This window comes from Trinickia sp. (assembly GCF_051954495.1).
GTDB lineage: Bacteria > Pseudomonadota > Gammaproteobacteria > Burkholderiales > Burkholderiaceae > Trinickia.
In genome coordinates this window covers 1-22,167 of the sequence record NZ_JBQCHR010000134.1, presented here as the reverse complement: position 1 = coordinate 22,167, position 22,167 = coordinate 1, and the positions used below count along the sequence as shown (strand labels likewise).

Genomic DNA, 22,167 nt, shown 5'->3' with positions numbered 1-22,167 from the left:
TATGGCGGGCATTCCGGCGATGAGTGCGTTTCGGATGCTGGACTGGCGGGGAGGAACGGGCGCGCATGTCGATTTTTCGCCGATTTGTCCGTTCACGGGGGGCGATGCGATGCGCCAGTACTCGGTCGCGAAGGCGCGCTTGGCGGAGTACGGGTTCGATTACTACGGTGGTTTTACGGCGGGCGAGCGCCATTTGCACCATATCGTGGCGACGATTTTCGATCGAGACGATGCCAAGCAGACCGAGGCGGCCGCCGATCTTCAGCGTGTGTTGATGAGCGATGCGCGCGCGCAGGGGTACGGCGTTTATCGGACGCACTTGGCGACGATGGATTTCGCCGCCTCGCAGTACGACTTCAACGATGGGGCGCTGCTGCGGATGTCCGAAACCATCAAGGACGCGCTGGACCCCGACGGGATCTTGGCGCCCGGTAAATCGGGGATATGGCCGCATGGGTGGCGTGACAAGCGGGGCGATATTTAGGCGCGAAGAACTGGGGATGCGCTACGAGGGCGGAGGGGGGGATGGATCGACGTACTTTTCTTGCCGCAGGCGCGGGACTCCCTGCATTGAGTCACGCGATGCCATGGCTCGGCCGCGATGTAAGACTCGGCGATCCTCGGCATCGTACGCTTTTTATCGTCGATTCGACGCTGCCGGCGACCCGAGCGCTTCAGACGGCGTGGGCATTCGACGGCAGAGATGCAATCGAAGTCGGCGCCGATGTGGGCGCGCTGTGGTACGCACGGTTGCGCGACTGGCCGGGCGCGATCAAGGGAAGTTTGCGCCCGTCCGATTGTTTCGTTTTGCGAAACTTGTCGGTAGGCGAGGGCCGTACCTTCTTTTCGCGGAGCGTTGCACCCGGGGCGATAGCTGTCATGATCGACGTCGGCTAGCCCGGATGTCACGGGCGGCTTGCTAGATCGAGACAGCGCGATTTTGGTAAAGTCTCGCTGTAACCGAAAGGGGTCGTACCATGAAGCCATCTGTGGCCCTCGCGAGCCACCGTGAAGAAATTCGGAAGGTTGTAGCGTCGCATCGAGCATGTAACGCGCGGGTGTTTGGTTCTGTCATCCACGGCGACGATGACGAGGGCAGCGATCTCGATATTCTGATTGATCCCACACCGGACACGACGTTGTTCGATATCGGTGCGATCCGCCACGAGTTGCTGCAGCTCCTTGGCGTCTCCGTGGACGTGCTTACCCCGAACGCGCTGCCGGAAAAATTCCGCGCGGCCGTCATTGCCGAGGCGGTGCCGGTATGAGTCGGGACCAAGGGCGGTTGGCAGATTATCTGGAACACATCCTAGAAGCCATTCGGCGCATTGGTCGATACACGGCAGACATGGACGAACCGGCCTTCGTCGGCAACGAAATGGTCCAAGATGCTGTGATCCGCAACTTTGAGATCATCGGTGAGGCAAGCAACAACGTCGAAAAACATTATCCCGAGTTCGCTGCGAGCCACCCCGAATTGCCATTGGCGTCGGCCTACCAGATGCACAATGCTGTTGCTCACGGGTACTCGAAAGTCGATTTGCAAATCGTCTGGAGAACCCTTCAGACGGACCTGCCCAAACTATTCAAGCAGGTCCAGGCGTTGGCCGAAAGCCTTTCCGATTCCAGCCATGCCTAGGGTTGGAGGTGCACTGTAGTGAGAACTTGGATGTACCGGCATCGCCCCGTCTACTACATGCACTAATCGTCTCGGGGCCGGTTCCGGTTCATGTCGCGCCTCTGCCTTGCAACGCGGCTAGCTTGGCCAGCTCCTCGTCCCGCAACGCCCGCCGCAAAATCTTCCCGACATTCGTCTGCGGCAACGCGTCGCGAAATTCAATGAGCTTGGGCACCTTGTAGCCCGTCAGATGCTTGCGGCAATGCTCGAGAATCTCCTCGCGTGTGAGCCCCGGCGCGCGCGGCACGATGAACACTTTCACACGCTCGCCTTGCGCCTCGTCCGGAATGCCGATCGCGGCGGCTTCACGTACGCCCGCATGCATCGCGATGACATCCTCGATTTCGCTCGGATAGACATTGAAGCCCGATACGAGAATCATGTCCTTCTTGCGATCGATCAGCTTGATGAACCCGGCCGAATCCATGACCCCGATGTCGCCCGTCGACAGCCAGCCGTCCGCGTCGAGCACCTTCGCCGTTTCATCGGGCCGCATCCAATAACCTTTCATGACCTGCGGGCCCTTCACGCAAAGCTCGCCCAGCTCGCCGATATTGGCCCAACTGCCGTCGTCCTTGCGAAAGCGGACGATCGTCGAAGGCGCGGGCAGCCCGACCGATCCGTCGAATTCGCGTAGGTGCTTCAGATCGACGGGATTGAGCGAGACGATCGGGGAACACTCGGTGAGGCCGTAGCCTTCGACGATCGGCTTGCCGGTCACGGCTTTGAACCGTTCGGCCACGGAGCGCTGCGTCGCCATGCCGCCGGCCATGGCGAGTTTCAGATTGGAGAAGTCGCGCTTGCAAAATTCCTCGTTGTCGAGAAATGCCTTGTAGAGCGTGTTGATCGCGAGAATGCCGGTGAATTTCTCGTTCCGAAGAAGATGCATCACGCGCTTCATGTCGCGCGGATTGGCGATCAAGATGTTGCGGCCGCCGAGGCCGAGGAAGATCAACCCGTTGATGGTTAGCGAAAGGATGTGATAAAGCGGCAGCGGCGTGAGCACCGTTTCGCTCTCGCTGGTGAGTTGGCTTGCGGCCCATGCCTTGGCCTGCAGCAGATTGGCGATGATGTTTCGATGCGTGAGCATCGCGCCTTTGGCGACTCCGGTCGTACCGCCTGTGTATTGCAGAAACGCTAGTTCGTCGTGCGAAACGAACGTCGGCGCGTAAGGCGACTTCGCGCCCAGCGCCAACGCGCGGCGCATGCGTACCGCGTTCGGCAGACGATACTTTGGCACCATCTTCTGCACGCGCTTGATCACGAAGTTGAGCAGGCGCCCCTTCAAGTTGACCCCCGGCTCGAGCAAATCGCCAAGCGCGGTGACGACGATATGCTCGACTGCTGTACCCGGCAGCGCCTCTTCGAGCGTCTTCGCGAAATTCTCGAAGACGACGATCGCCTTGGCGCCGCTGTCCTTCAGTTGATGCGCGAGTTCGCGCGGCGTATAGAGCGGATTGACGTTGACCACAACCGCGCCGGCTTTCAGTACGCCGAACAGCGACACGGGATATTGAAACGTATTGGGCAACATGATCGCGACGCGCTCGCCGCGCTTGATGCCGATCCGCTGCAGGTAAGCGGCGAACGCTTTCGCCCGCCGCGCGAGCATATCGTAAGTCATCTCCGAGCCCACGCTGACGAACGCCGTGCGGCCGCGAAATTGCGACGTGCATTCGTCGAAAAACTGGGCGACCGATGAGTACTCCGTGACGTCGATCTCGTGCGGTACGTCGGGCGGATAGGAGTGATACCAAATGCCGTCGGTATCGGGGGCAGCGGGCGAACCGAACACGGAAGGCGCCTCTGATTCCGGCGTACTCGAATCGAATGCGGCCGGTAAATCGGATGCGTCATGCGCATCCGGAATCGCAGCCGGAATACAAAGATTGCAGCCCGTGGCGCCTAACCTCGACCGCTGCGCGATAGGTTGCTCCATTTTGTTGTCTCCCAGGTTGTCCTCGTTATTGCGATCTATGCGTTTTGTTGATCTTGTTGAAGCCTCGATGACGATCGATGATCAGTCATCAATGTAGGTAAACGCGGATCAATGTCGAGCGACATTGATCGATGCGCCTGCGACGGATGCGGTCGAGTTGACCTACTGATTGGATTCTTCGGAATGAGGCTCGTCAACCCGTTCACCTAGAGGCGATGCGCTCGAGCGATCGAAGTCGGCAGGGAAGTCGTCCACCTTGATGAGCGCCGCGCCGTCGCGCGCATAACGTTCGAGCGTCTCGCGCTCACGGCTGTCAATCAGACCCTGCGCCTCGGCCGCGCGCGCCCAGCCCGGCAACTCGGCCAAGCTTTGCGGCATCGGCTGCGTTTGACCTGCGCGAACTGCCGCGCGCAATTTCGATTCGATGTCGGCCACGGCCGGGCATAGCGCCAGCAAGCGCTCGCCGCATGCGATGGGATCGTCGGCATCGGCTTGCGCGGGCACGTGCGAATCGGCGAGTAGCCGATCTCGTGCACCGCACGGCGTTTGCAGGAGCAGGGCGATCGTACTCGTTAGCCCGTCCGATGGCGGACGGCGGCGCAGACCTAACGGGAAAGCCAGGAATCGAATGACGGCGGCGGCGAACCGGCTCGGATAGTTCGCGAAGAGCCCGTCGAACGCCCGCTCCGCTTCGAGCAACGCATCCTTCACCCCCCAGCGAACGAACGGCAGATCCTCGGCGAAGGCGCCTTCGTCTTCGAACCGCTTGAGCGTGGCCGACATCAGCACGAGCTGCGAGAGCACGTCGCCCAAGCGCGCCGATAGCCGCTCGCGTCGCTTCAAGGCGCCGCCGAGCAGCAACATGGAGGCGTCAGCCACGAACGCGAATGCGATGCACTGCCGCGTGACGGCGCGGTAATAGTTCGCCAAGACAGGGCTCGCCGCAGTCGGCTTCCTGATGAATGCGCCGCAGGTGAGTCCGTGCACGAGACTGCGCAATGCGTTCGAGGTCAGAAATCCGGCATGCCGAAACAGCGCATGATCGAAGGCGATGAGCGCGCGTTGGTCGTCGTCGTCTCGCGCGGCCGTCATCTCCTTGAGCAGATACGGGTGGCACCGGATCGAACCTTGCCCGAAGATGATGAGCGAGCGCGTGAGAATGTTGGCGCCTTCGACCGTGATCGACACCGGCAATTGCTGATAGGCGCGCGCCAGAAAGTTCGACGGGCCGAGACAGATGCCCTTGCCGCCCGCGATATCCATGGCGTCGTTGATGACGCGCCGCGAGCGCTCGGTCACATGATATTTGGCGATGGCGGACAACACGGCGGGCTTTTCGCCGAGATCGACCGCTTGGGCGCAAAACCGCCTCATCGCATCCATGACGTAGAGATTGCCGCCCATGCGCCCGAGCGCTTCGTGAATGCCTTCGAACTGACCGATCGGTGTCTTGAACTGCCTGCGCACCGCCGCGTACGCGCTCGTGCCGCGCACGGCGAGCTTCGCGGTGCCGACCCCGGCCGAAGGCAATGAAATCGCACGGCCCGCCGCGAGGCATTCCATCAGCATGCGCCAGCCGTTGCCCACTTGCGCGGGGCCGCCGATCACCCAATCGACGGGAATGAAAACGTCCGTGCCGGAGTTGGGGCCGTTTTGAAAGACGGCATTGAGCGGCCAATGACGGCGGCCGATCGAGACGCCCGGGTGCGAGGTGGGAATGAGGGCGCAGGTAATGCCGGGCTCGTCGACGGGGCCGAGTAGATGATCCGGGTCGCGTACGCGGAACGCGAGGCCGAGCACGGTCGCGATCGGGCCTAGGGTGATGTAGCGCTTGTCCCAGGTGACGCGAAAGCCGAGCGTTTCGCGGCCTTCGTAAGTTCCTTTGCAGGCGATGCCGACGTCGGGAATGGCGGCCGCATCCGAACCTGCGTAAGGGCTCGTCAACGCAAAGCAGGGAATTTCCTCGCCGCGCGCTAGCCGGGGCAAGTAGTAAGCCTTCTGTTCCTCGGTGCCGTAGTGCAACAAGAGTTCGGCGGGCCCGAGCGAATTGGGCACCATGACCGAGACCGTCGCGGCGGAGCAGCGCGACGCGAGCTTCATGACGACTTGCGAATGCGCAAAGGCGCTGTAGCCTTTTCCGCCGAATCGCTTATCGATAATCATGCCGAGGAAGCCCTGCTGCTTGATGTATTGCCAAGCTTGCGGCGAGAGATCCTGCCAGTGCGCCGTCGTTTCCCAATCGTTGGCGAGATCGGCCAGGGCCGCGCATTCGCCGTCGACGAACGCGCGTTCCTCATCGGTCAGTATGGGCGGCCCATGCGCGAGCAGCGCGTCCCAATCGGGGCGGCCCTTGAACAACTCGGCGTCCCACCATACGGTGCCCGCTTCGATCGCATCGCGCTCGGTGGACGACATATCGGGCAACGCTCGCCGGAACAGGGCGAGCAAACGTGCGCTGACGAGCATGCGCCGCAGTGGTTTGATCGCCATGACGAACGCCGGTATGAGGAGCACGACGCCCAGGACGATACACGCGGCAAGGCCTGCCGCGTCGGTGGCCGCCACGGCGGCGAGCCACACGCACAGCGTGCCGAGCCACCAAAACGCGGCGGCTTCGTTGAAGATCAGAATTGCGCCCGCGACGATGAGCGCCACGACAAACCATGCCATGACCGTTCCTCCGGGTGGCGCGCGTGCGCCGTCCGTTGTTCGACGTTAGAGCGCGGGGCGCGGGCCTTCCTGCTGCTGCGGGGCGGGTGCGCCGGCCGGCGGCAGTGTCGGAGCGGGCGCGAGCGTATGGTCGATGCGACCGTCGTTGCGGGCTTCGTCGTGCGCATCGTGGCCGTTGCCGTTGCCATTGCCGTCATGCAGGACGTCGTGCTGCTCGTCGCCGTTCGGCTGCGATTGCGCGGATGGACGCGATTGCGCATCGAGCGGGCCGCAGGCCGTGATGCCGACCGCGGCGTCGTGGCCGTCGTCCGCGTCGCCGAGTACGGCCGCGAAAGCCGCGAGCTGCGCCCCGTCGGGCAGCGGGGCTTTCAAGGCGGCGACCATCAGCGAGGCGAGTCGCGCGATCAAATGCAGATCGCTGATGGCTTGCCCCTTGGAGAACTCGGCGATCAGGTTGTCGGTGTCCGCGCCCGCGAGCACGCCCGAGAGCGCTCCGATGGCGAAGTGCAGACGCCATCCGAGTTCCTCTCGCGGCAGGTGCGGCAACGCGCGTTGAAACGCGTCGAAGAATCGTTCGGCGACGGTTGCGTAGTGCCCGTTGAGGAAATCGTGAATGAAGGCGGACGGGTCGGTATAGGCGCGCCCGAGCAAACGCAAGAACGCGGGGCCGCCGGCGCGGGTGTCGCGCGACAGGCGTAGCGCCGGAATGAACATCGCGCCCAGGACATGCTCGCAAGTCAATCGATCGCCGAGCTGGGCATCGAACCGCTCGAGCAGTTTCAAGCGTTCGACGTTGAGCTTGTCCAGCCGGCGCGACAGCATGGCGTGAATGAGCGCTTCCTTGCTGCCGAAGTGATAGTTGACGGCGGCCAGATTGACGTCGGCGCGTGAAGTGATCTGACGCAGCGACATCGCTTCGTAACCGCATTCGATGAAGATGTCCTCGGCGGCGTCGAGGATGCGGGCCTTGGTATCGCCGGTGCCGCGGCTTGGTGTTCGAACAGCCATGTGCGCCTCCCTCCCTGTGAACCGAACTAGCGCTTTCGCGCCGACTCGGTTTGCCTGTTTCGCAATCGCCTCGAGTGGATGCCTGAGCCATCGACCGAGCGCGCGATTCAGCGCCGGTTTCGGTTCTGCCCAGAACGCTTACTCCGGTTTCCTATCGAGCCCATGCCGGTTGCCCGGCAGCGAACAAGCGATTCAAGCCTCTGATTGAAATTTTGTTATTTTTAGCACGATAAAAACGCTAGAAAATCCGAGCAAGCGTTGTTTGTCGACGGACTCCTCTAGAGGGAGTCTAGACGTTGTGACGCGCTGCGGTGCAGCAAGCGGTGTGCGGGCGGTGGCGTGAGGGGGGAGAACAGAAACGAAGAAAGGCGCGTTTATGCGGTTTGCGCCTTTCTTCGGTGTTGTTGCCGTTGCGGAAAGAGGATTAAGCCGTGGACGACGATGCGACTTGTTCCGCTGACCTTGTCATATCGATACCGCGCTTTTCTGGCCCGAACAGGATGAACACGGCGATAACCACCGACGCAATGCCCGCGACGACAGCCAGCGCGAAGGCATAGTTGTTGCCGTTGCTCACTGCCACCGACGCTTGCATGGTGGCGTTGATCGACGCGATCAAGTTGCCGAGCTGGTACACGAGGCCGGGGAAGGTGGCGCGCACTTCGTCGGGCGAGATCTCGTTCAGGTGAACGGGGATAACGCCCCAGGCGCCTTGCACCGAAATCTGCATGAGGAACGCGCCGACGGCGAGCAAGACCGCGCCGCTAGAAAACGCCCACAAGGGCAGCACGGGCAGAGCGATCAATGCTGCGATGCAGATGGCGCGGCGACGGCCGATTTTTTCGGAGAGCGAGCCGAAGAACAAGCCGCCGACGATCGCGCCGATGTTCAGCACGATGGCGATGATCGATACCGTATGCGGATCGAAGTGATGCTGCTCGCGCAGGAACGTCGGATACAAATCCTGCGTGCCGTGTGAGAAGAAGTTGAAGGCCGTCATCAAGATGATCGAGTACAGCGCGAGCGTCCAGTTCTTGCCGATGGTCGAAAGCAAGCCGGCGCGCTTGTGCTGCTTCGTGTCGAGCGCCTTCCAGGCCGGCGATTCTTGAACGTTGCCGCGGATATAGAGCACGAGCAGCGCCGGGGCGACCCCGACGAAGAACATGCCGCGCCAGCCGACATATTGATAGAGCACGCCGAAGACGATCGAGGCGATCAGGTAGCCGCTGGGGTAGCCGGCTTGCAAGAGGCCGGAGACGATGCCGCGCGATTTCGGCGGAATGGTTTCCATCGTCAGCGCCGAGCCCACGCCCCATTCCCCACCCATGGCCACGCCGAACAGCGTGCGCAGAACCAGCAGCGTCCAGAGGCTGGGGGCGAAGCCGGAGAGCAGCTCCAGTAAGGAGTAGCAAGCGACGTTGACCATCAACGTGGGCCGGCGGCCGAATTTGTCGGCGAGCCGGCCGAAGATCAACGCGCCGATCGGGCGCGCGGCGAGCGTCAAGGTGATCGCGAAGGCGACTTCAGGGATCTTGGTGTGGAATTCGGCCGCGATGTCCTTCAGGACGAACACCATCAGGAAGAAGTCGAAGGCGTCGAGCGTCCAGCCTAGGTAGGCCGCGATCGTGACGTTGCGCTGTTCTTTGGTCCATGTCATTTCGTTCGTTCTCCTTTGTTGTTTCCGAGTCTGGAGCGCTGAAAAAGAAAGGCAGCGCGACGCACACCACGGGTAAATGAAGTGTACGCGGTCTTTAAACGAACGCAGGGTTTGGGGCTGGGGTATACGTGCTAATCCTTATTTGAAAGGAATTTGGAAGATATCAGTTCGCTTTTTGTATTGTTTGGTTGGGCGGGTGTGCATGTCGTTTTCGGCCGTTATGCTAACGGCGAGCAGCGACTCCGCTCCAGCCGAAATACATTTGAGCAACGCGCGAGAGCGAGCCCGTGGGTCAGGGCTCGGCGGTGCTGGGGGAAGTTCAGACGATCATCCAGTCGGCCGACCCGACAATGCTGAAATGGCAATCGGGATCGTTCGCCACCTTGCCATCCGCCAAAATCAGGTTTTCCTTGTCCGTGTGTATATGTAAGTAATGCTCAGTCGACGCTACTTGCCACAAAAATGGTGTACCGGAATCATCCAACGGCTCCGCGACGAACAACGTTGCATCGTCGATGGATGCCGCGGAGGCTGATACCGTACCGCCGTTTTGAGCAAAGAGATAATTTCGATTGGATAAACTCTGAATGACGTACGCATTCGGTCCGTATTTATCGCTGTTGATTTGCGTCAAGCTAAATTGCTCGCCGGGGGACTTTGCGATACATAGGAATCCATGCGAATCGAAATTCCAGGCGTAATCACACTCGGTCGTGGCGAACGATGTTTTAAAGCTGAAGAGCAGCGGCATGATGCGAACTCCTTTTGACGATGCATTGAATTTATTCGCTGATATACGCACTTCGGTTGGAGGTGCCGACAGGACGTTCAAGTTGTCCACTCGGAGATTGACCTCGCAATGAGGGATGATATTACGTGTGCCTCGTCATTCAAGCGGTGGCGGAAGGTGGATGTATGGTTTCGCCGCGAACTCTCATATATGGGGAGGTGCTGTCGCATGTCGTTTGCTGCCGGGTGAGTTTCAGTGGGCAATCGCGCAAACCGATGCGGGATTCCGTTTGAAAAATAAGAAAAAGAGCTGCAGTTCCCAAATAATGATTTTCGCATTCCGACCGGCACGAAAAAGTCGGCGCATTTCTGCAATACTAGCGCGGTGCCCGGGATCGCTGGTTGAGGCCGACGAGGGTGTTGCGCACTACCGTAAATCGCACTTGAGGAAGACGATGATCGATGAGCTATGCGTGATCGGACATCCCAGTCACTTGGGCGGTGCGGATACTGAGCTGGATCATCAGATTTGGTGCTGGCAGGCGATGGGCATTACGGTCCACGTGTGTCATACCTGGCCGGTGGACGACAATTGTCTCGCGATGAAGTTGGAGGAGCGTGGCTGCGTTTACCACAGCTTCAGAGACTGGCGGTCGCTCGAGGGGCTCCATTGCATCAGTTTCTGCAATGGCGAGTTTCTCGAGTGCTTGGAGCAAATACGCAAGTGGGCTCGGACGACTACGTTCGTCAATTGCATGACCTACAACTTCGAAGGCGAGTTGAGGTGCCAGGAGCGTGGGCTCATCGATTTCCATCTCTACCAGACCGACCTCGGGCGCGAGCGGGTAGGCAAGCGGCTCGCAGAGTTTAGTCAACCCTATCGCCCCATGATGGTCGTTCCATATTTCCGTGCGACTGAATTCCCGTTTCATGAAAAGCGTGCGGATGGCAAGTTCAGTTTTGGCCGCATCTCCCGGGCGGACACGGACAAGTTCCACGCGCAGCAGCTTTGGATCTACGACACGATGACAGCCCCCGAATTGAAAGAAGGGCATATCGTGGGATGGAACGATTGCATACGGGACAAGTTGGGGCGAGAGCCTGATGACTATGTCCATACCTACGCAGAACGTGGAATCACGCAGCAGGACTTCTACGCTTCGTGCGACGCCGTGATCATGAGTACCGATACCTTCGAGAATCTACCGCGCGTCGCATTTGAAGCGATGGCGTCGGGGTCGGTGCTCGTGGTCGATAGGCGCGGAGGATGGACTAAGGTAGTCGAAGACGGCGTGACGGGGTGGCTTTGTCAAGATCCTTCCGAGTTTGTTTATAAGGCGTCACGGTGCGCGTTCGAGAAGGCAGAGCGCGAGCAGATGCGCCATGCGGCGCGTGACCGCTTGGAGCGGATAGCGGGCTTTGCGGCGGCGAGTCGGTCATGGGCCTCGGTGTTCGAGGCGTGGCAAAAATTGCGGTAAACGAGCGTCGACACGAGATCAGGGGAGCCTTCGATGAAAGCGTTGCCGCTTGTCAGTTGCATTATGCCGACCTATGGCCGACCGGACTACGTTAACGAATCGGTCGCTATGTTTCTTGCTCAGGATTATCCCAACAAGGAATTGATCATTCTCAATGATTGTCCGAGGCAAATTTTCGCAGGTAAATTTCATAATGTCTGTATAGTAAATAGGAACTCGCGGTACGCATCGCTCGGTGAAAAGAGAAATAGCTGTATCGATATGGCAAGAGGGGCGATAATTGCCATTTGGGACGACGATGATGTCTATCTGCCGTGGAGGATTTCGTATTCCGTGAATGAGATGGATCGGCTTGGCACGCAATTCTACCGACCTGCGGACTTTTGGGCGTATTGGGGGAGGGAAATACTGCACGAGAATCAGTCAGTTCCCGGTTGGATAAACCATCCTTGGGTAATGTTCGAGAAGGCGCTTTGGAAAGCGGTAGGAGGCTACCCAGCGATGAACATCCGAGAGGACGATGGATTCTATGAGCGCGTGCATCGCAAACTCGGCGAAAGATTCATCAAATATGAGATCGAACAAACCGACCGATTCGGCATCATGAGAGGGACCTCCCAGTACCAGCACACGTCGATCGACGGTGGTCAACATCCGTTGGATACGACGCCCCGCCGACATAATATTACGCCAGCCCCCATCCGTGATCCGCTCCTACGGGCAGCGCACGATCGGCTTATCGCACAGCGGTACGCGTCGTCGCCCCGTGTTGCCGGCGGTGTATCGCCAGGGAATCCTTGAGTGCGTTGTTTATCATGGTGGAATGGGTCATCGCTCTCGGCCCAATGTAGGTAGGTTCGGACGAGACGTTGGTGAATCGCGCAGGCTGGGATTCGAGGCCAAATTGAAGTGACAGGAGCGAGGGCCTGAGAACGGGCACATAGTGGGATAAAACGCGCGCATATAGGATCAGGTTGTTTTGAATCGGAGCGCGATTGGTCAACTGCGACCAATCTTTGACTTCTTCCAGGATGATGATACCACTGTCCCTGCCGCGATCATCAGTCGTTCATGCTACAGCCTCATATCGGGAACGCTGCGTGTTAATGTTAAAAGCGTTCTTGCTGTAATTGAGACGTAGAAGATTATTTGCAGATTTATTGCTACATGGGTATGTAGTGGAACTTTGGAGCATATCGACGCAAAATTAAATGGAAGCGACAACGCTTTAGCGCGGGTGCACCTCGGTACCTCCGCTGTGTTTATTCGATAATTTTGGTGAATGTCAATTTTCTGGGAGAAAATCATGGCAGATTCGTCGTCCTCGGCCGCAGCAATGCAAAGCAGTGAGTTTTGCATAGAGATTCCCCAGTCGGTAGTTTCTACGTTTGCGACGGGAACAGTCGTTCAAATCAATATCCAGGGCCGTGCACCGAAAAATGGACCAATGTATCCCGTATATTTTCAGTCGGTTGATCAAAACTTCGGCGTTGGTAAGGACGGCGATGGTCTGAAACTCTTCACTCCAGAGACGCAAGCCGCGACTGCCGTGCCGTTGGCAAGTTTTTCAATGAGTGCGAGTCAGATTATGTTCGTTATAGGCCCGGCCGCTAAGATAAAAGCGTCGTTGCGACTGAACGCGTTCTTGTGGTCGGACGCGAACGTTGCTGAAGTGCAGCTGACCGGAAGCATCCCTCAGGGCACGGAGATGAAGTACGGGTGGGAGCACAATTCCACTCAAGATACCATGAACTTCTACCAATGGGTCAGCTGGGGCAGCTAATTATCGTCGAATCAGGAAATAATCTTTAAATCCGGCGGGGCGGTCGCTGCGGGTTCCGGCTGACCTCGCTTGCAGTATGGAGAGCGAAGTGGCAGATCAATCGATGAACTTTCTCCCGAGCACAGTTACAGTCGCGAGCTTTGTACAAGCATCGACGGTCAAGATCGCAATAGCAGGGGCTTCGTGGTGGACTTATGCCGGTATCCTCGACGGCAACTCTAGCCTCACAATGTCCATAACCGGCGCCCCGCTAGGGCTAAACTGCTTCGGTTTGACGCCCCAGTGTTTGATCTTCACTTTCTCAACCTTTCGAGATGCATTAAGTTCAAAAAATAGTGACAATTATTTCGACGGGGAAACGGGGCGGGCAGCTTTTGAGCAGAAACCCGTGATTCCGCCGACGGTTACGGTGCATTTGTATATTCAGCGTGCCGATGCTGATTTCGTGGTTAGTATGGAAAATCAATCGCCTGCAATGGCTGGAATTGTATTTTGTGATCAAATGTATCCGCTCGATGATAAAAAAATTCCGATAAATTGGCCAACATAAATCGTCGGTGCTGCAGAATAAGCTGGGCGATCCGTTTAGATTAGTGAGCGTGTTCTCTTTTGTCGGATTTTTCGATCGAGAGCGATAATGAATATCGTTAACGAGTTTTCTGCTGCTGCCGAGAGCGAAGATGGGCGTGGCGATGGTTTCACGCTCGCCTCGCCGCAGCTGGATGCCAACGGTTTGCAGCAATCGAGCGTTTCTGACACTGGCGGCGTCTTCCCGTCTGATCATTCACCATTCAAGCGATGGTTAAAAGTAACGTTGTTTCGTATGCCAGCGGATAGTCGGGTCCGTATTTTTTTTCGCGATGCGAAAAAAGCCGCGTGGGCCATGGGTGATGCGAGTGCGCATCTCGTCGGGGTTTCGCTAGAAACGACTACGCGCAGTGTGCCTCTTAAATTAAATAGTTTTATTATAAACGCGCACGAATTGATTTTTAGTTCATATGCCGCGTGTGATGAGATGAAGCTGGAAATATGCGTTCGAGGCCATGAAAATACTATTCACGGGTATGTGGATTTGCCGCTGGGTGCGAGCGTTACGTTTCAATCGGAAGTGGATCGTACGAGCTTAATTGGATTCAGTTCTTTTGCCTTGAGTTTTTGACGAGTGAGGCATGGAGGATGTATGGTTTTGATTCCTGTTGTGCTTCGATTTTCGGGCTTGTCGCAGAACTACAATTTGTGCCTTACGCTAACTACGCCCGGAGCTGTTTGGTCTATGGGGGAGGACGGGGAGGATTGCCTGGGTATATCGTATAACGCATTGATGTTGGACGATAAGCGTGCGTCCTGCATTCAGCGATTAGAATTTTCAGGGTCGACACTGACGATATACACCGGACCTGTCGCGGGTGCCGACTTCGAGTTGACAGCGTTTATCGAGGTTCCTGATGGTACATGGTGGTTGAAAGGTTCCTGCATATTGAACGAAAAGGCACGGATTTCGGCGAGGCTTGGCGATCTCGATCCTGTTGAGTGGCGCGACGAAATCAACTGTATGGTCCCGATTCTGTTGCCTGATACTCATCGGGTGACACTTGTTATACGAAATGTCGTGCCGGGTCAGTCCGTACGCATTCAGCTGGCTAAAGACGGTTCAGCTCATGGCGGCGCTCGTTGGTTTGCCGCACGACTTGATAGCCCCGATATCGGCCTAAGAATAAGAGGGCTCTCGAACGGCGCGCCATTGCCGATCGGAACTTTCGGACTTGATTCGGAGAATATCGTGCTTACCGTCGCGAAGGTTCCAGGGCCGCAAAACGGAGGCATGGGCCTGATCGTGGAAGCCTATATCGAACGACTACGAGAATGTCGATATTGCCCACAGATAAAGAACGTCCGTCTAAAAATCGACTGCGACCAACCAGTGGTCGCCACAGCCCAAATTGCGAACCATCGCCCGCAGTATCTCGCTCAAGTGTACAAACTATTTGCATTATGAATATTACTGCAAGGCGATTGTTGATTCAACGCAAACTTAATTTATTTGATTCTTGCGAATGTCTTTGTCATGGCGTAGTTTCATCTGTTGAGTTTATGGATGTAGTCAAAACTCGTCGAGTGACCGATCGTTGATGAGGTGGATGTCATATAAAATTGATGCGAATAAACATGCATCTGCTTGTATGGGGCAGGAAATCCGCGGCAAGGTGTCAAATTAGGCCATATGCAGCCGCTCGTTCGACCGCCTGATATCGATTTTCGGCATCGAGCTTCCACATTAGACGGCGTACATAGTAAACGACACCGTGCTCGGAAATTCCGAGAATTCTCGAAATCGCCCAGTTTGATTTATGGTTGGCGATCCAGTGAAGGCACTCGATTTCACGGTCGGTTAGTTTGGCTTTCGGTGCGTGAAAGGAGTGGGCAATGATTCGGGTCATCGCCTCATGGAGGTACATCGCTGTGAGGCCGATATCGCCCAGTGTAAAATTAATCATTTCATCGATATCGCGGCCACCTTCTGTTACGAGAAAGGCGAGTACGCCGGTATCACCGCTTCTTCCGTGAACGGGAACCACAACACCGTCTTTTACCCCTGTCCCGTCCTCCCATGCATCGGAGTCGGCCGCCACTTCTTTCCATCGTACGGGAATGAGACGTTGTTCGGCGCGATGGACAACCTTGGCGAGATGAGTGCCACAGGCGTCGGCGCACATGTTGCCCCCCCGTGTGGATAGATTCGAGAGCGTACGCTGGCGTTCGCTGCCACAGTAAATAGAGAATTGTCCCTGATAATGATAAGCATCGAAATGCGTCAATGAAACGATTTTCTCTAATCCAACTATAAGCTCATTCTCGGTTTTAATGCTCTGAAAGCCGAATATCGTTTCTTGGACGACCGGCTTATTTGAATTCATAAAAAACGATGATGCCTCGGTCATGGAAATCTCCGCTATGTTCGTTCTGTCGAGGAATCGGACTACGTTTGCGACGGCTCGCAATGAAATCATAGGGGGAATGAGTTCGTATGACCACGCCGATGCCGATGCGGGGCAGAGATTTTTCCATATATTGATGCTTTAATTCATGAATTAAGAGGAAGTGTGCCCTCTTGCTGCAAGCATTTGTACTACCCGCCGCTGCGGTGTGATCCATAATGCTTTCGTGGCGTGGTTGCTCGAAGCGAGAGTGAGCTGCGTTTATTTATCCCGTCGTTGGCGAGGTAAATGTCACATATTGGATTTTTTGGAGGAGCGCTCGGAACGCGCAGCGCCGCCCTTCGAGTAACTGCACCGGGTTCCAACTGATGCAAATACCACCAATCGACGCTGACCTAGTCATCACCAGCGTCAGCAACGCCCTGCGGAATTTTATCTGCGCGTACATTCCACAGCTGGCTTCCGAGCATGCCGTGACGTTCGACTCGCCCGCAGAGTTCGACGGCGCGGGCGAGGACCGCCTTTCGCTCTATCTGTATCAAATTGCGGTCAACCCTGAGCTTCGCAACGCTCCACCGACGCTTGCGGCGGAGCAGATGAACCCGCAATCGCTAGCATCGTTTGCGCTTACGCCGGCTCCTTTGGCAGTTGATCTCCTCTATATGCTCGTCGTGTACGGTAGATCGTCAGAGTATGAACAGAAGATCGCCGGAAGTCTCGTAGGCTTATTGGATCGATGCGGAAAGATTCCAGCGGAATTCGTCGATCACGACAGCGTTCTGGTGCAAACGGGGAACGTCCGTTTAGCCGTCGTGCCGCAGCCGGCGACGATTCATATGTTGCGCGATCTCTGGGCGGGATTTCCGAACAAGAGCTATCACATGACAAAGCTCTACACCGTCTCACCGGTCCGCCTTCCGGCGCCCGAGAAGGTGCCTGTCGAGCTGGTCGTCCAGATCAATCCCATCAATGCCACGGTCATCAACGCGGTCGAGGAGCAATCATGATTGCGCAGGAAGCAGCCGCGAGCGCGGCAATGATCCTCATGATCATGGACAGTTTTTCGGACGAGCCCATTGACGGGCCTGCAATTGTCTTCCTGCTGGGCGGCAGTCGGTACGAGCCGCTTTATAGGGCCGGCGGGCTCTACGTTTTTCCCGATCTGACTGACGTTCCCTCCGACGTTTGTACAGTGACCGTGAAATGCAAGGGGTTTTTTGATGCACACGCGCCGCTGACCCTGATTTCGCTTCCTCTCTGTGAGCCCCTTGCGGAACTAACGGTTCGCATAGATTTGGAGCCGAATGCGCTGTATGACTATCCAGCCGATACAACGGTCTTGCGTGGCCAAGTCAGAAGCTCGGACGGGCCACTAAACGACATCGAGGTTTCGGCGATGTTCACCGATCGGCTCGGCTTGCACTGTTGTTCCACCAAGACCAGTGGACAGCCGGGAAAAGGCGACTTCTATGGAGGCCGGTATGCACTCGCTTTACCAGCCGTGACTCCGCAGACGATCAAGGTGAAGCTCGACGTCAAGGGGCGGGGCTACGAGCCATACGCCGATAGCGTCGAGATAATGGGTCTGAGAAGCAGTGTGCTACCCCCGATTCAATTGCAGGCGATGAACGCATAAGGAGAGGCAGGTATGGATAACGATTATCGGCACCCCGGGGTCTACATCAAAGAGTTGCCGGCGGTGCCGTCCGTTCAGGGCGTCTCGACGTCGATCCCCGTCTTCATCGGCGCAACCGAAAAGTTGGACGCGCTCGATAGAAATACTGCCCGACGGGTCACAAGTTGGGCGGACTTTCAGACCAGATACGGCGGGTTCGTGTGGGGAGCGTTCGTTTCGGCGGCGGTCTTTGAGTTCTTCGCAGAATCGGGCTCGATCTGCTATGTCGTCGGGATGCGCCCGGATCCCGCCCCGGCGCCAGCGACGGCGCAGGTGACAGACGGGAACGGTGGTTATACCTTTGCGGCTGCAAGCTGCGGAGAGTGGCCCAACTCGCTTCTGAACGTCGCCGTGTTTGACGTTGGCGCTCCACCCTCAGCCGGTCAGGCTTCGAACCATTTCAGCATCAACACGATGATCAATGCGTCGGATTTGGAGGCCGGCGGTACGGGAGGCGATGCGTCCTTGGGTATATGGCCGGAACTCTTTCGACAGTTTATTCGCGCGAATTCGATCAAACCTACCAGGATCCCGGGGGACGATGACGACTTATGGTATTGCCTAGAGCGGTTCGGGCCGTATTCATCGTCGAGCCTGCCGGAAACCGCCGGGGGCCCTTGCGCCTTGATCGACCAGATCAATGCGCAATCGATGTTCATCCGTGTCGTTTCCACCCCCGCCAAGTCAGATGCTCCGGACTCGGCCCGCGACGGCACACCGGTGGCCATGGCCGGTGGCGATGCCGTCGAATACGACACGCTATATGGCGACGCGCTGCGGGCACTTTCGGCAGCGTCGGACGCAAGTCTGCTCGCGACGCCTGATGCGGCGCTGGTCGACCTAGCCGGGGACGAGGCTGGCGCGTCACTCAAAAACGTCATCACGACGGTGATGAACGCTTGTACCAAAGTGCCCAACTTCTTTTATGTCGTGGATGCGCCCTATGCCGACGATCCGAGCGAGCCTGGGACCATAACTTCGATTACGCAGTTCGTCTCCGGCGGCGACACAGGCACGCCTCTGATTTATGAGAACGCCGCCATCTACTATCCGTGGATCTTCGTCCTAAATCCCGCCACTAACACGAGTGTTCCCGTCCCCCCTAGCGGCGCCGTACTAGGCCGCTATGCCGCGACGGACCATGCCGCTGGCGTACATGTCTCTCCTGCAGGCGTGCGCACCGGCAGAATCGTCACGGCGACCGCATTGACGGGATGGCTAACGGAGGGCGACCAAGATCTATTGAACCCCTGCGGTATCAACGTCATTCGCAACATCCCCGGATATGGCATCACGATCTATGGCGCGCGTACGCTGGACGGGCAAAGTCCATGGCAGTACATCGCCGTACGTCGCTTCGTGACGTTCGTCGAGCAGAGCCTGAAGATGAGTCTCGAATGGGTTGTCTTTCAGCCGAATGGCCCGCTGCTATGGGCGACTGTCGTGCGCGAGGTTACGGCTTTTTTGACGATGCTCTGGCGTCAGGGTGCTTTATACGGCGCTTCAGTCGGAGAGGCGTTTTTCGTCACCTGCGATGCCTCCAATAATCCGCCCGAGTCGCGCACGCAGGGTGTCTTGAACGTTGACGTCGGATTGGCCGTTCTGTACCCGGCGGAATTCGTGGTCATCCGTATTGCCCAGATGTCGACGGGCTCCACCTCGTCTTGATGGAGAGACCTTATGGCTACTCAGTTACCGCTTGATCCTTTCCGCGGCTTCCGCTTCAGAGTGGACATTTTGGGCCTTCAGATGGCGGCGTTTTCAGAAGTGACGATACCGGAGATTACCGTTGCCACGGTCGATTACCGCGAGGGAATGGATGCACCCGTACCCCGAACGCTCTCGGGACTCGTCTCGTATGGCCGCGTGTCGCTCAAGAAAGGAATGACAACTTCTACGGAGCTTTACGATTGGCATGCCGGCATCGTGCAACACGGCACGTCGTGGCCCAATGCAAAACGCCACGTCACGATCGCTCTGTTGGACCAAGGGGGCGACAATTTGCTCGCGCGGTGGGACGTGTACTACGCATGGCCAACAGTACTTCAGACAAGTGGTTTGAACGCTGGAAGCGCCGAAGTCATGATCGAGACGCTAGAGCTCGCCATCGACTCGATGGTGCGAGCGAAGTAGTTCGATAGGAGAAAAAGATGGCCGACCTCATCAGTACAGAATTCCCTTTCACCTTGCCGATAGGCTACCGGGCGCCCGATGGCTCGCTTTGCCGTCAAGGCCGGATGCGCCTCGCAACCGCGCACGACGAATTTCAGGCAATGCGAGACCCGCGCGTGCAGGCCAATCCGGCGTATCTCGTGGTAGTGGCGCTTGCGCGTGTCGTTTCCCTGGAGAGAGTCGACGTTATGTCGACCCCGGTCATCGAGGAACTGTTTCTTCGTGACTTTACGTTTTTGCAGAAGCTTTACAACAAGGTCAACGCACTCGACGAGGACGACGCCGACGACGAGTCGACGAATGCTTTAGGAGGCCTGCCGCAGGGAAACGTCGAAGCGCTGCCGTTCCAAGCCAACTCTATGAAGAGATAGCGTTCATCGCCTATCACCTTCACTGGTCGTTAGCGGAGATCTCGATGTTGGCGCATCGGGACCGGCGGCGCTGGTGCGAAGAAATCAGCAAGATCAACGACAAGATCAATGCGGCAGAGCAGCCGGAGCGTTCGGTCGGAATCGATATACGACAGCTGGGATGACGAGGGGCGGGCGTGTCGTTAGGGGCGCTGTCATCAAGGGGGAGGGATGTCTATTTCGAGTGTGCTGAAGACAGCCGTGAACCTTGCTGTCGGGGAGCCTTTCAAGTCTTATCATTTTCTTGTGACGGTGCATCCCCCCATAAGCGCGGGCAGCCTCTTCAGCCTCAACGGCGTTGTTAAAGCGGCCCTTCAAAAAGTCAGTGCTGCAGCGATCAGCAGCATGCTGGGCGGCTTCACGTCGATCGAAGGCATCGGCTGGAAAACGGAAGTGCGCACGGTACGAGAGGGCGGAAACAATGGTTACGAACACAAGCTGCCCGGTCAGGCCACGTGCGACGAACTCGTGTTCTCGAAAGGGCTGACGCTGGTCGATCCGTTGTGGGAGTGGTACCGGCTCACTGCGGCGGGCACAGTGCTGCGCATGAACGGGACTATTTTGTTGATGAACGATCTCCATAGTCCGACGGTGGCCGGCTTGCCTTCGTTCGGCGTCCCTACCGCGGCTTGGAACTTCTACAACGCATGGCCTACCGCGCTCGAGGGTGTCAATTTCGACGCTTCGCAAAGCTTGGTGGCCGTTCAACGCCTAACGCTTGCGATAGACCGGATCGAGAAAGTCGGTCTCGCTTCGGTGGCGAGCGCGGTGAAGTCGTTGGGGTTTTGATCATGTTGAAAAACTTCCCGCGTTCATTCGAGGCCCGCGTTCCGGCCGTACTTCGTTTTTGGCGGGGGGCAGCAGCGAGGGCGCGCCCGGCAATTCTGGGCCTGCAACGCTACCCTTGGCCTCGGCAATTCTCGCCGCGGTTCGTCTTCGCGATCATGCCTTCGCGATGGCGCCTGTATCAAACGGCGCCCGACAGAGCAGCGTCGTTGCGTAGCAGAGCGGCGCACACCGCGGCTGCGAAGCGTGCCGATCAAGCAAAAGTATCGACTATCGCTCCGACACGAGGTAACGCCACGGTTCGTTCGAGCCGAACGATAACGTCGCCGTCGCTCGGGCGTGTCCTCGGCCCCCCTGTGAGTGTCACGGCGACTGTCGGCGTCACGCCGGTTCGTCGAGCGGTTGCCCCGTTACGGTCTTACGTCCGCACGCGAGCGATGCCGGCTGCGCCACAGGTCCGAGGCTCAAACCGCGCCACGGCAGGTCGCGAAGCGCGCGCAACGGTGCGCTCTGTCGTCCGCACTAGAGCGACGCCTGCATTGCCGCAAACAGGTGGCCCGGTCCGTACCCGGGGTCAAGAGGAGCGAGCTACCCCGCGCTCCGTAGGGGGCAGCCGAACGCGAGCTGCGACGTCTACGGCCGCCACGACTGAGCGCCCCGCGCATGCACCTCGGCGTTTCGTGGCCGCTGCACACCGAGCCGCCGAGCACAGCCGCATCCGGCCGCACCGCGGCGCGTTGGCAGTTCCGGCAATGAACCCGCGAGCCGACAGCGGACAGCACGATCGCCTGAGTAAGCGAGCGTGGCCTCACTCATCCGCCGGCACGCCAAGCAACCGTGCGAACGTTCGCACACTGGCCGCCAGCGCGCGGCGGAAGCATGCTGTTGCCGACAAGGTAGCGCCGTGCTCGCACGAACGCGCACCGAGGAAGACGCTTCGAAGGCGCGTCGTGCTTAGCCGTCGTCCGCTCGAAGGAACGACCGATCCGCGCACCGTATCGGCCGCGCCGCGGCTGAGGTTAGCGCAGCACCGTCCGCACGTGATAACTGCGGAGCCGTCCGCACCGCGGCCGCAAGCTCGCATGTCTCTACGACAAGGGCCTATTTCCTCGCATTCGCATGCTTCGCCCTCATCGTCCGCCCATCCGTCTAGTTCGACACCCGAGCGCCGCCGTGCGTCCAGGATCGACCAAGAGCAGTCGGTGCGCAACGGCGCACAGAGCGAGCCGACCATCGCGCAAACGCG

At 58.1% G+C, this 22,167-nt stretch carries 24 protein-coding genes; 17 read left to right on the top strand and 7 right to left on the bottom strand.

The genetic code is table 11. The features are described 5' to 3' along the window. The 4 genes from ACTHNR_RS18800 to ACTHNR_RS18785 form a co-directional block, all read left to right on the top strand. Positions 1 to 484, top strand: a 484-nt coding sequence (locus tag ACTHNR_RS18800) for an FAD-linked oxidase C-terminal domain-containing protein (RefSeq protein WP_440549175.1), incomplete at its 5' end; no start/stop codon positions are given. Between the two features lie 41 nt (positions 485 to 525). Further along, complete coding sequence (locus ACTHNR_RS18795; RefSeq protein ID WP_440549174.1) at positions 526 to 897, top strand: hypothetical protein; 372 nt, start codon at positions 526 to 528, stop codon at positions 895 to 897. 80 nt (positions 898 to 977) lie between these two features. Further along, complete coding sequence (locus ACTHNR_RS18790) at positions 978 to 1,268, top strand: nucleotidyltransferase family protein (RefSeq protein ID WP_440549173.1); 291 nt, start codon at positions 978 to 980, stop codon at positions 1,266 to 1,268. Further along, positions 1,265 to 1,639: a HepT-like ribonuclease domain-containing protein gene (locus tag ACTHNR_RS18785; RefSeq protein WP_440549172.1), complete on the top strand. Its 375-nt coding sequence runs from the start codon at positions 1,265 to 1,267 to the stop codon at positions 1,637 to 1,639. Before ACTHNR_RS18790 ends, ACTHNR_RS18785 begins: the two co-directional genes overlap by 4 nt. A gap of 88 nt (positions 1,640 to 1,727) precedes the next feature. Here the strand turns inward: ACTHNR_RS18785 and ACTHNR_RS18780 are convergent, their stop codons facing one another. From ACTHNR_RS18780 to ACTHNR_RS18760, 5 genes are all read right to left on the bottom strand, one after another. Next, entirely contained in the window at positions 1,728 to 3,617 is a 1,890-nt protein-coding gene (locus ACTHNR_RS18780) for an AMP-binding protein (RefSeq protein ID WP_440549171.1), read from the bottom strand. A 162-nt stretch (positions 3,618 to 3,779) separates the two neighbouring features. Then, the gene (locus tag ACTHNR_RS18775) at positions 3,780 to 6,287 is read right to left on the bottom strand and encodes an acyl-CoA dehydrogenase (protein ID WP_440549170.1); all 2,508 of its coding nucleotides are present in this window, start codon (positions 6,285 to 6,287) and stop codon (positions 3,780 to 3,782) included. 45 nt (positions 6,288 to 6,332) lie between these two features. After that, entirely contained in the window at positions 6,333 to 7,295 is a 963-nt protein-coding gene (locus tag ACTHNR_RS18770) for a TetR/AcrR family transcriptional regulator (protein ID WP_440549169.1), read from the bottom strand. Positions 7,296 to 7,719: 424 nt separating this feature from the next. Then, positions 7,720 to 8,952, bottom strand: coding sequence for an MFS transporter (locus ACTHNR_RS18765; RefSeq protein ID WP_440549168.1), 1,233 nt, complete (start codon positions 8,950 to 8,952; stop codon positions 7,720 to 7,722). A gap of 319 nt (positions 8,953 to 9,271) precedes the next feature. Continuing rightward, positions 9,272 to 9,703 carry a hypothetical protein gene (locus ACTHNR_RS18760; RefSeq protein ID WP_440549167.1) on the bottom strand — a complete coding sequence of 144 codons (432 nt, stop codon included), beginning with the start codon at positions 9,701 to 9,703 and terminating at the stop codon, positions 9,272 to 9,274. 433 nt (positions 9,704 to 10,136) lie between these two features. On the opposite strand from ACTHNR_RS18760, the gene ACTHNR_RS18755 reads away from it, so the two are divergent. From ACTHNR_RS18755 to ACTHNR_RS18730, 6 genes are all read left to right on the top strand, one after another. After that, on the top strand, positions 10,137 to 11,159 hold the full coding sequence (locus tag ACTHNR_RS18755; RefSeq protein ID WP_440549166.1) for a glycosyltransferase: 1,023 nt from the start codon (positions 10,137 to 10,139) through the stop codon (positions 11,157 to 11,159). 33 nt (positions 11,160 to 11,192) lie between these two features. Further along, positions 11,193 to 11,960: a glycosyltransferase family 2 protein gene (locus tag ACTHNR_RS18750; protein WP_440549165.1), complete on the top strand. Its 768-nt coding sequence runs from the start codon at positions 11,193 to 11,195 to the stop codon at positions 11,958 to 11,960. Positions 11,961 to 12,465: 505 nt separating this feature from the next. Beyond that, entirely contained in the window at positions 12,466 to 12,942 is a 477-nt protein-coding gene (locus ACTHNR_RS18745) for a hypothetical protein (RefSeq protein ID WP_440549164.1), read from the top strand. Positions 12,943 to 13,030: 88 nt separating this feature from the next. After that, the gene (locus tag ACTHNR_RS18740) at positions 13,031 to 13,492 is read left to right on the top strand and encodes a hypothetical protein (protein ID WP_440549163.1); all 462 of its coding nucleotides are present in this window, start codon (positions 13,031 to 13,033) and stop codon (positions 13,490 to 13,492) included. 87 nt (positions 13,493 to 13,579) lie between these two features. Next, positions 13,580 to 14,101 carry a hypothetical protein gene (locus tag ACTHNR_RS18735; protein ID WP_440549162.1) on the top strand — a complete coding sequence of 174 codons (522 nt, stop codon included), beginning with the start codon at positions 13,580 to 13,582 and terminating at the stop codon, positions 14,099 to 14,101. A gap of 21 nt (positions 14,102 to 14,122) precedes the next feature. Beyond that, positions 14,123 to 14,938 (top strand): hypothetical protein, encoded by an 816-nt coding sequence (locus ACTHNR_RS18730; RefSeq protein ID WP_440549161.1) that lies wholly within the window; start codon positions 14,123 to 14,125, stop codon positions 14,936 to 14,938. A gap of 211 nt (positions 14,939 to 15,149) precedes the next feature. Here ACTHNR_RS18730 and ACTHNR_RS18725 read toward each other — a convergent pair whose 3' ends face one another. Further along, on the bottom strand, positions 15,150 to 15,881 hold the full coding sequence (locus ACTHNR_RS18725) for a helix-turn-helix transcriptional regulator (protein ID WP_440549160.1): 732 nt from the start codon (positions 15,879 to 15,881) through the stop codon (positions 15,150 to 15,152). After that, positions 15,844 to 16,095 carry a hypothetical protein gene (locus tag ACTHNR_RS18720; protein ID WP_440549159.1) on the bottom strand — a complete coding sequence of 84 codons (252 nt, stop codon included), beginning with the start codon at positions 16,093 to 16,095 and terminating at the stop codon, positions 15,844 to 15,846. The genes ACTHNR_RS18725 and ACTHNR_RS18720 overlap by 38 nt, the downstream gene beginning before the upstream one ends. 151 nt (positions 16,096 to 16,246) lie before the next feature. On the opposite strand from ACTHNR_RS18720, the gene ACTHNR_RS18715 reads away from it, so the two are divergent. The 7 genes from ACTHNR_RS18715 (at position 16,247) to ACTHNR_RS18685 (ending at position 20,924) form a co-directional block, all read left to right on the top strand. Beyond that, a complete protein-coding gene (locus tag ACTHNR_RS18715) occupies positions 16,247 to 16,885 on the top strand; it encodes a DUF4255 domain-containing protein (RefSeq protein WP_440549158.1) in 639 nt (212 codons plus the stop codon). Further along, positions 16,882 to 17,514, top strand: a complete 633-nt coding sequence (locus ACTHNR_RS18710) for a hypothetical protein (protein WP_440549157.1) — start codon at positions 16,882 to 16,884, stop codon at positions 17,512 to 17,514. The genes ACTHNR_RS18715 and ACTHNR_RS18710 overlap by 4 nt, the downstream gene beginning before the upstream one ends. A 12-nt stretch (positions 17,515 to 17,526) precedes the next feature. Further along, the gene (locus ACTHNR_RS18705) at positions 17,527 to 19,221 is read left to right on the top strand and encodes a phage tail sheath family protein (RefSeq protein WP_440549156.1); all 1,695 of its coding nucleotides are present in this window, start codon (positions 17,527 to 17,529) and stop codon (positions 19,219 to 19,221) included. A 12-nt stretch (positions 19,222 to 19,233) separates the two neighbouring features. Then, positions 19,234 to 19,686, top strand: a complete 453-nt coding sequence (locus ACTHNR_RS18700) for a phage tail protein (RefSeq protein ID WP_440549155.1) — start codon at positions 19,234 to 19,236, stop codon at positions 19,684 to 19,686. A 17-nt stretch (positions 19,687 to 19,703) separates the two neighbouring features. Continuing rightward, a complete protein-coding gene (locus ACTHNR_RS18695; RefSeq protein WP_440549154.1) occupies positions 19,704 to 20,096 on the top strand; it encodes a hypothetical protein in 393 nt (130 codons plus the stop codon). Next, the gene (locus ACTHNR_RS18690) at positions 20,093 to 20,260 is read left to right on the top strand and encodes a DUF6760 family protein (RefSeq protein WP_440549176.1); all 168 of its coding nucleotides are present in this window, start codon (positions 20,093 to 20,095) and stop codon (positions 20,258 to 20,260) included. Before ACTHNR_RS18695 ends, ACTHNR_RS18690 begins: the two co-directional genes overlap by 4 nt. Before the next feature lie 76 nt (positions 20,261 to 20,336). Then, the gene (locus ACTHNR_RS18685; protein ID WP_440549153.1) at positions 20,337 to 20,924 is read left to right on the top strand and encodes a phage tail protein; all 588 of its coding nucleotides are present in this window, start codon (positions 20,337 to 20,339) and stop codon (positions 20,922 to 20,924) included. Positions 20,925 to 22,167 lie beyond the last annotated feature (1,243 nt).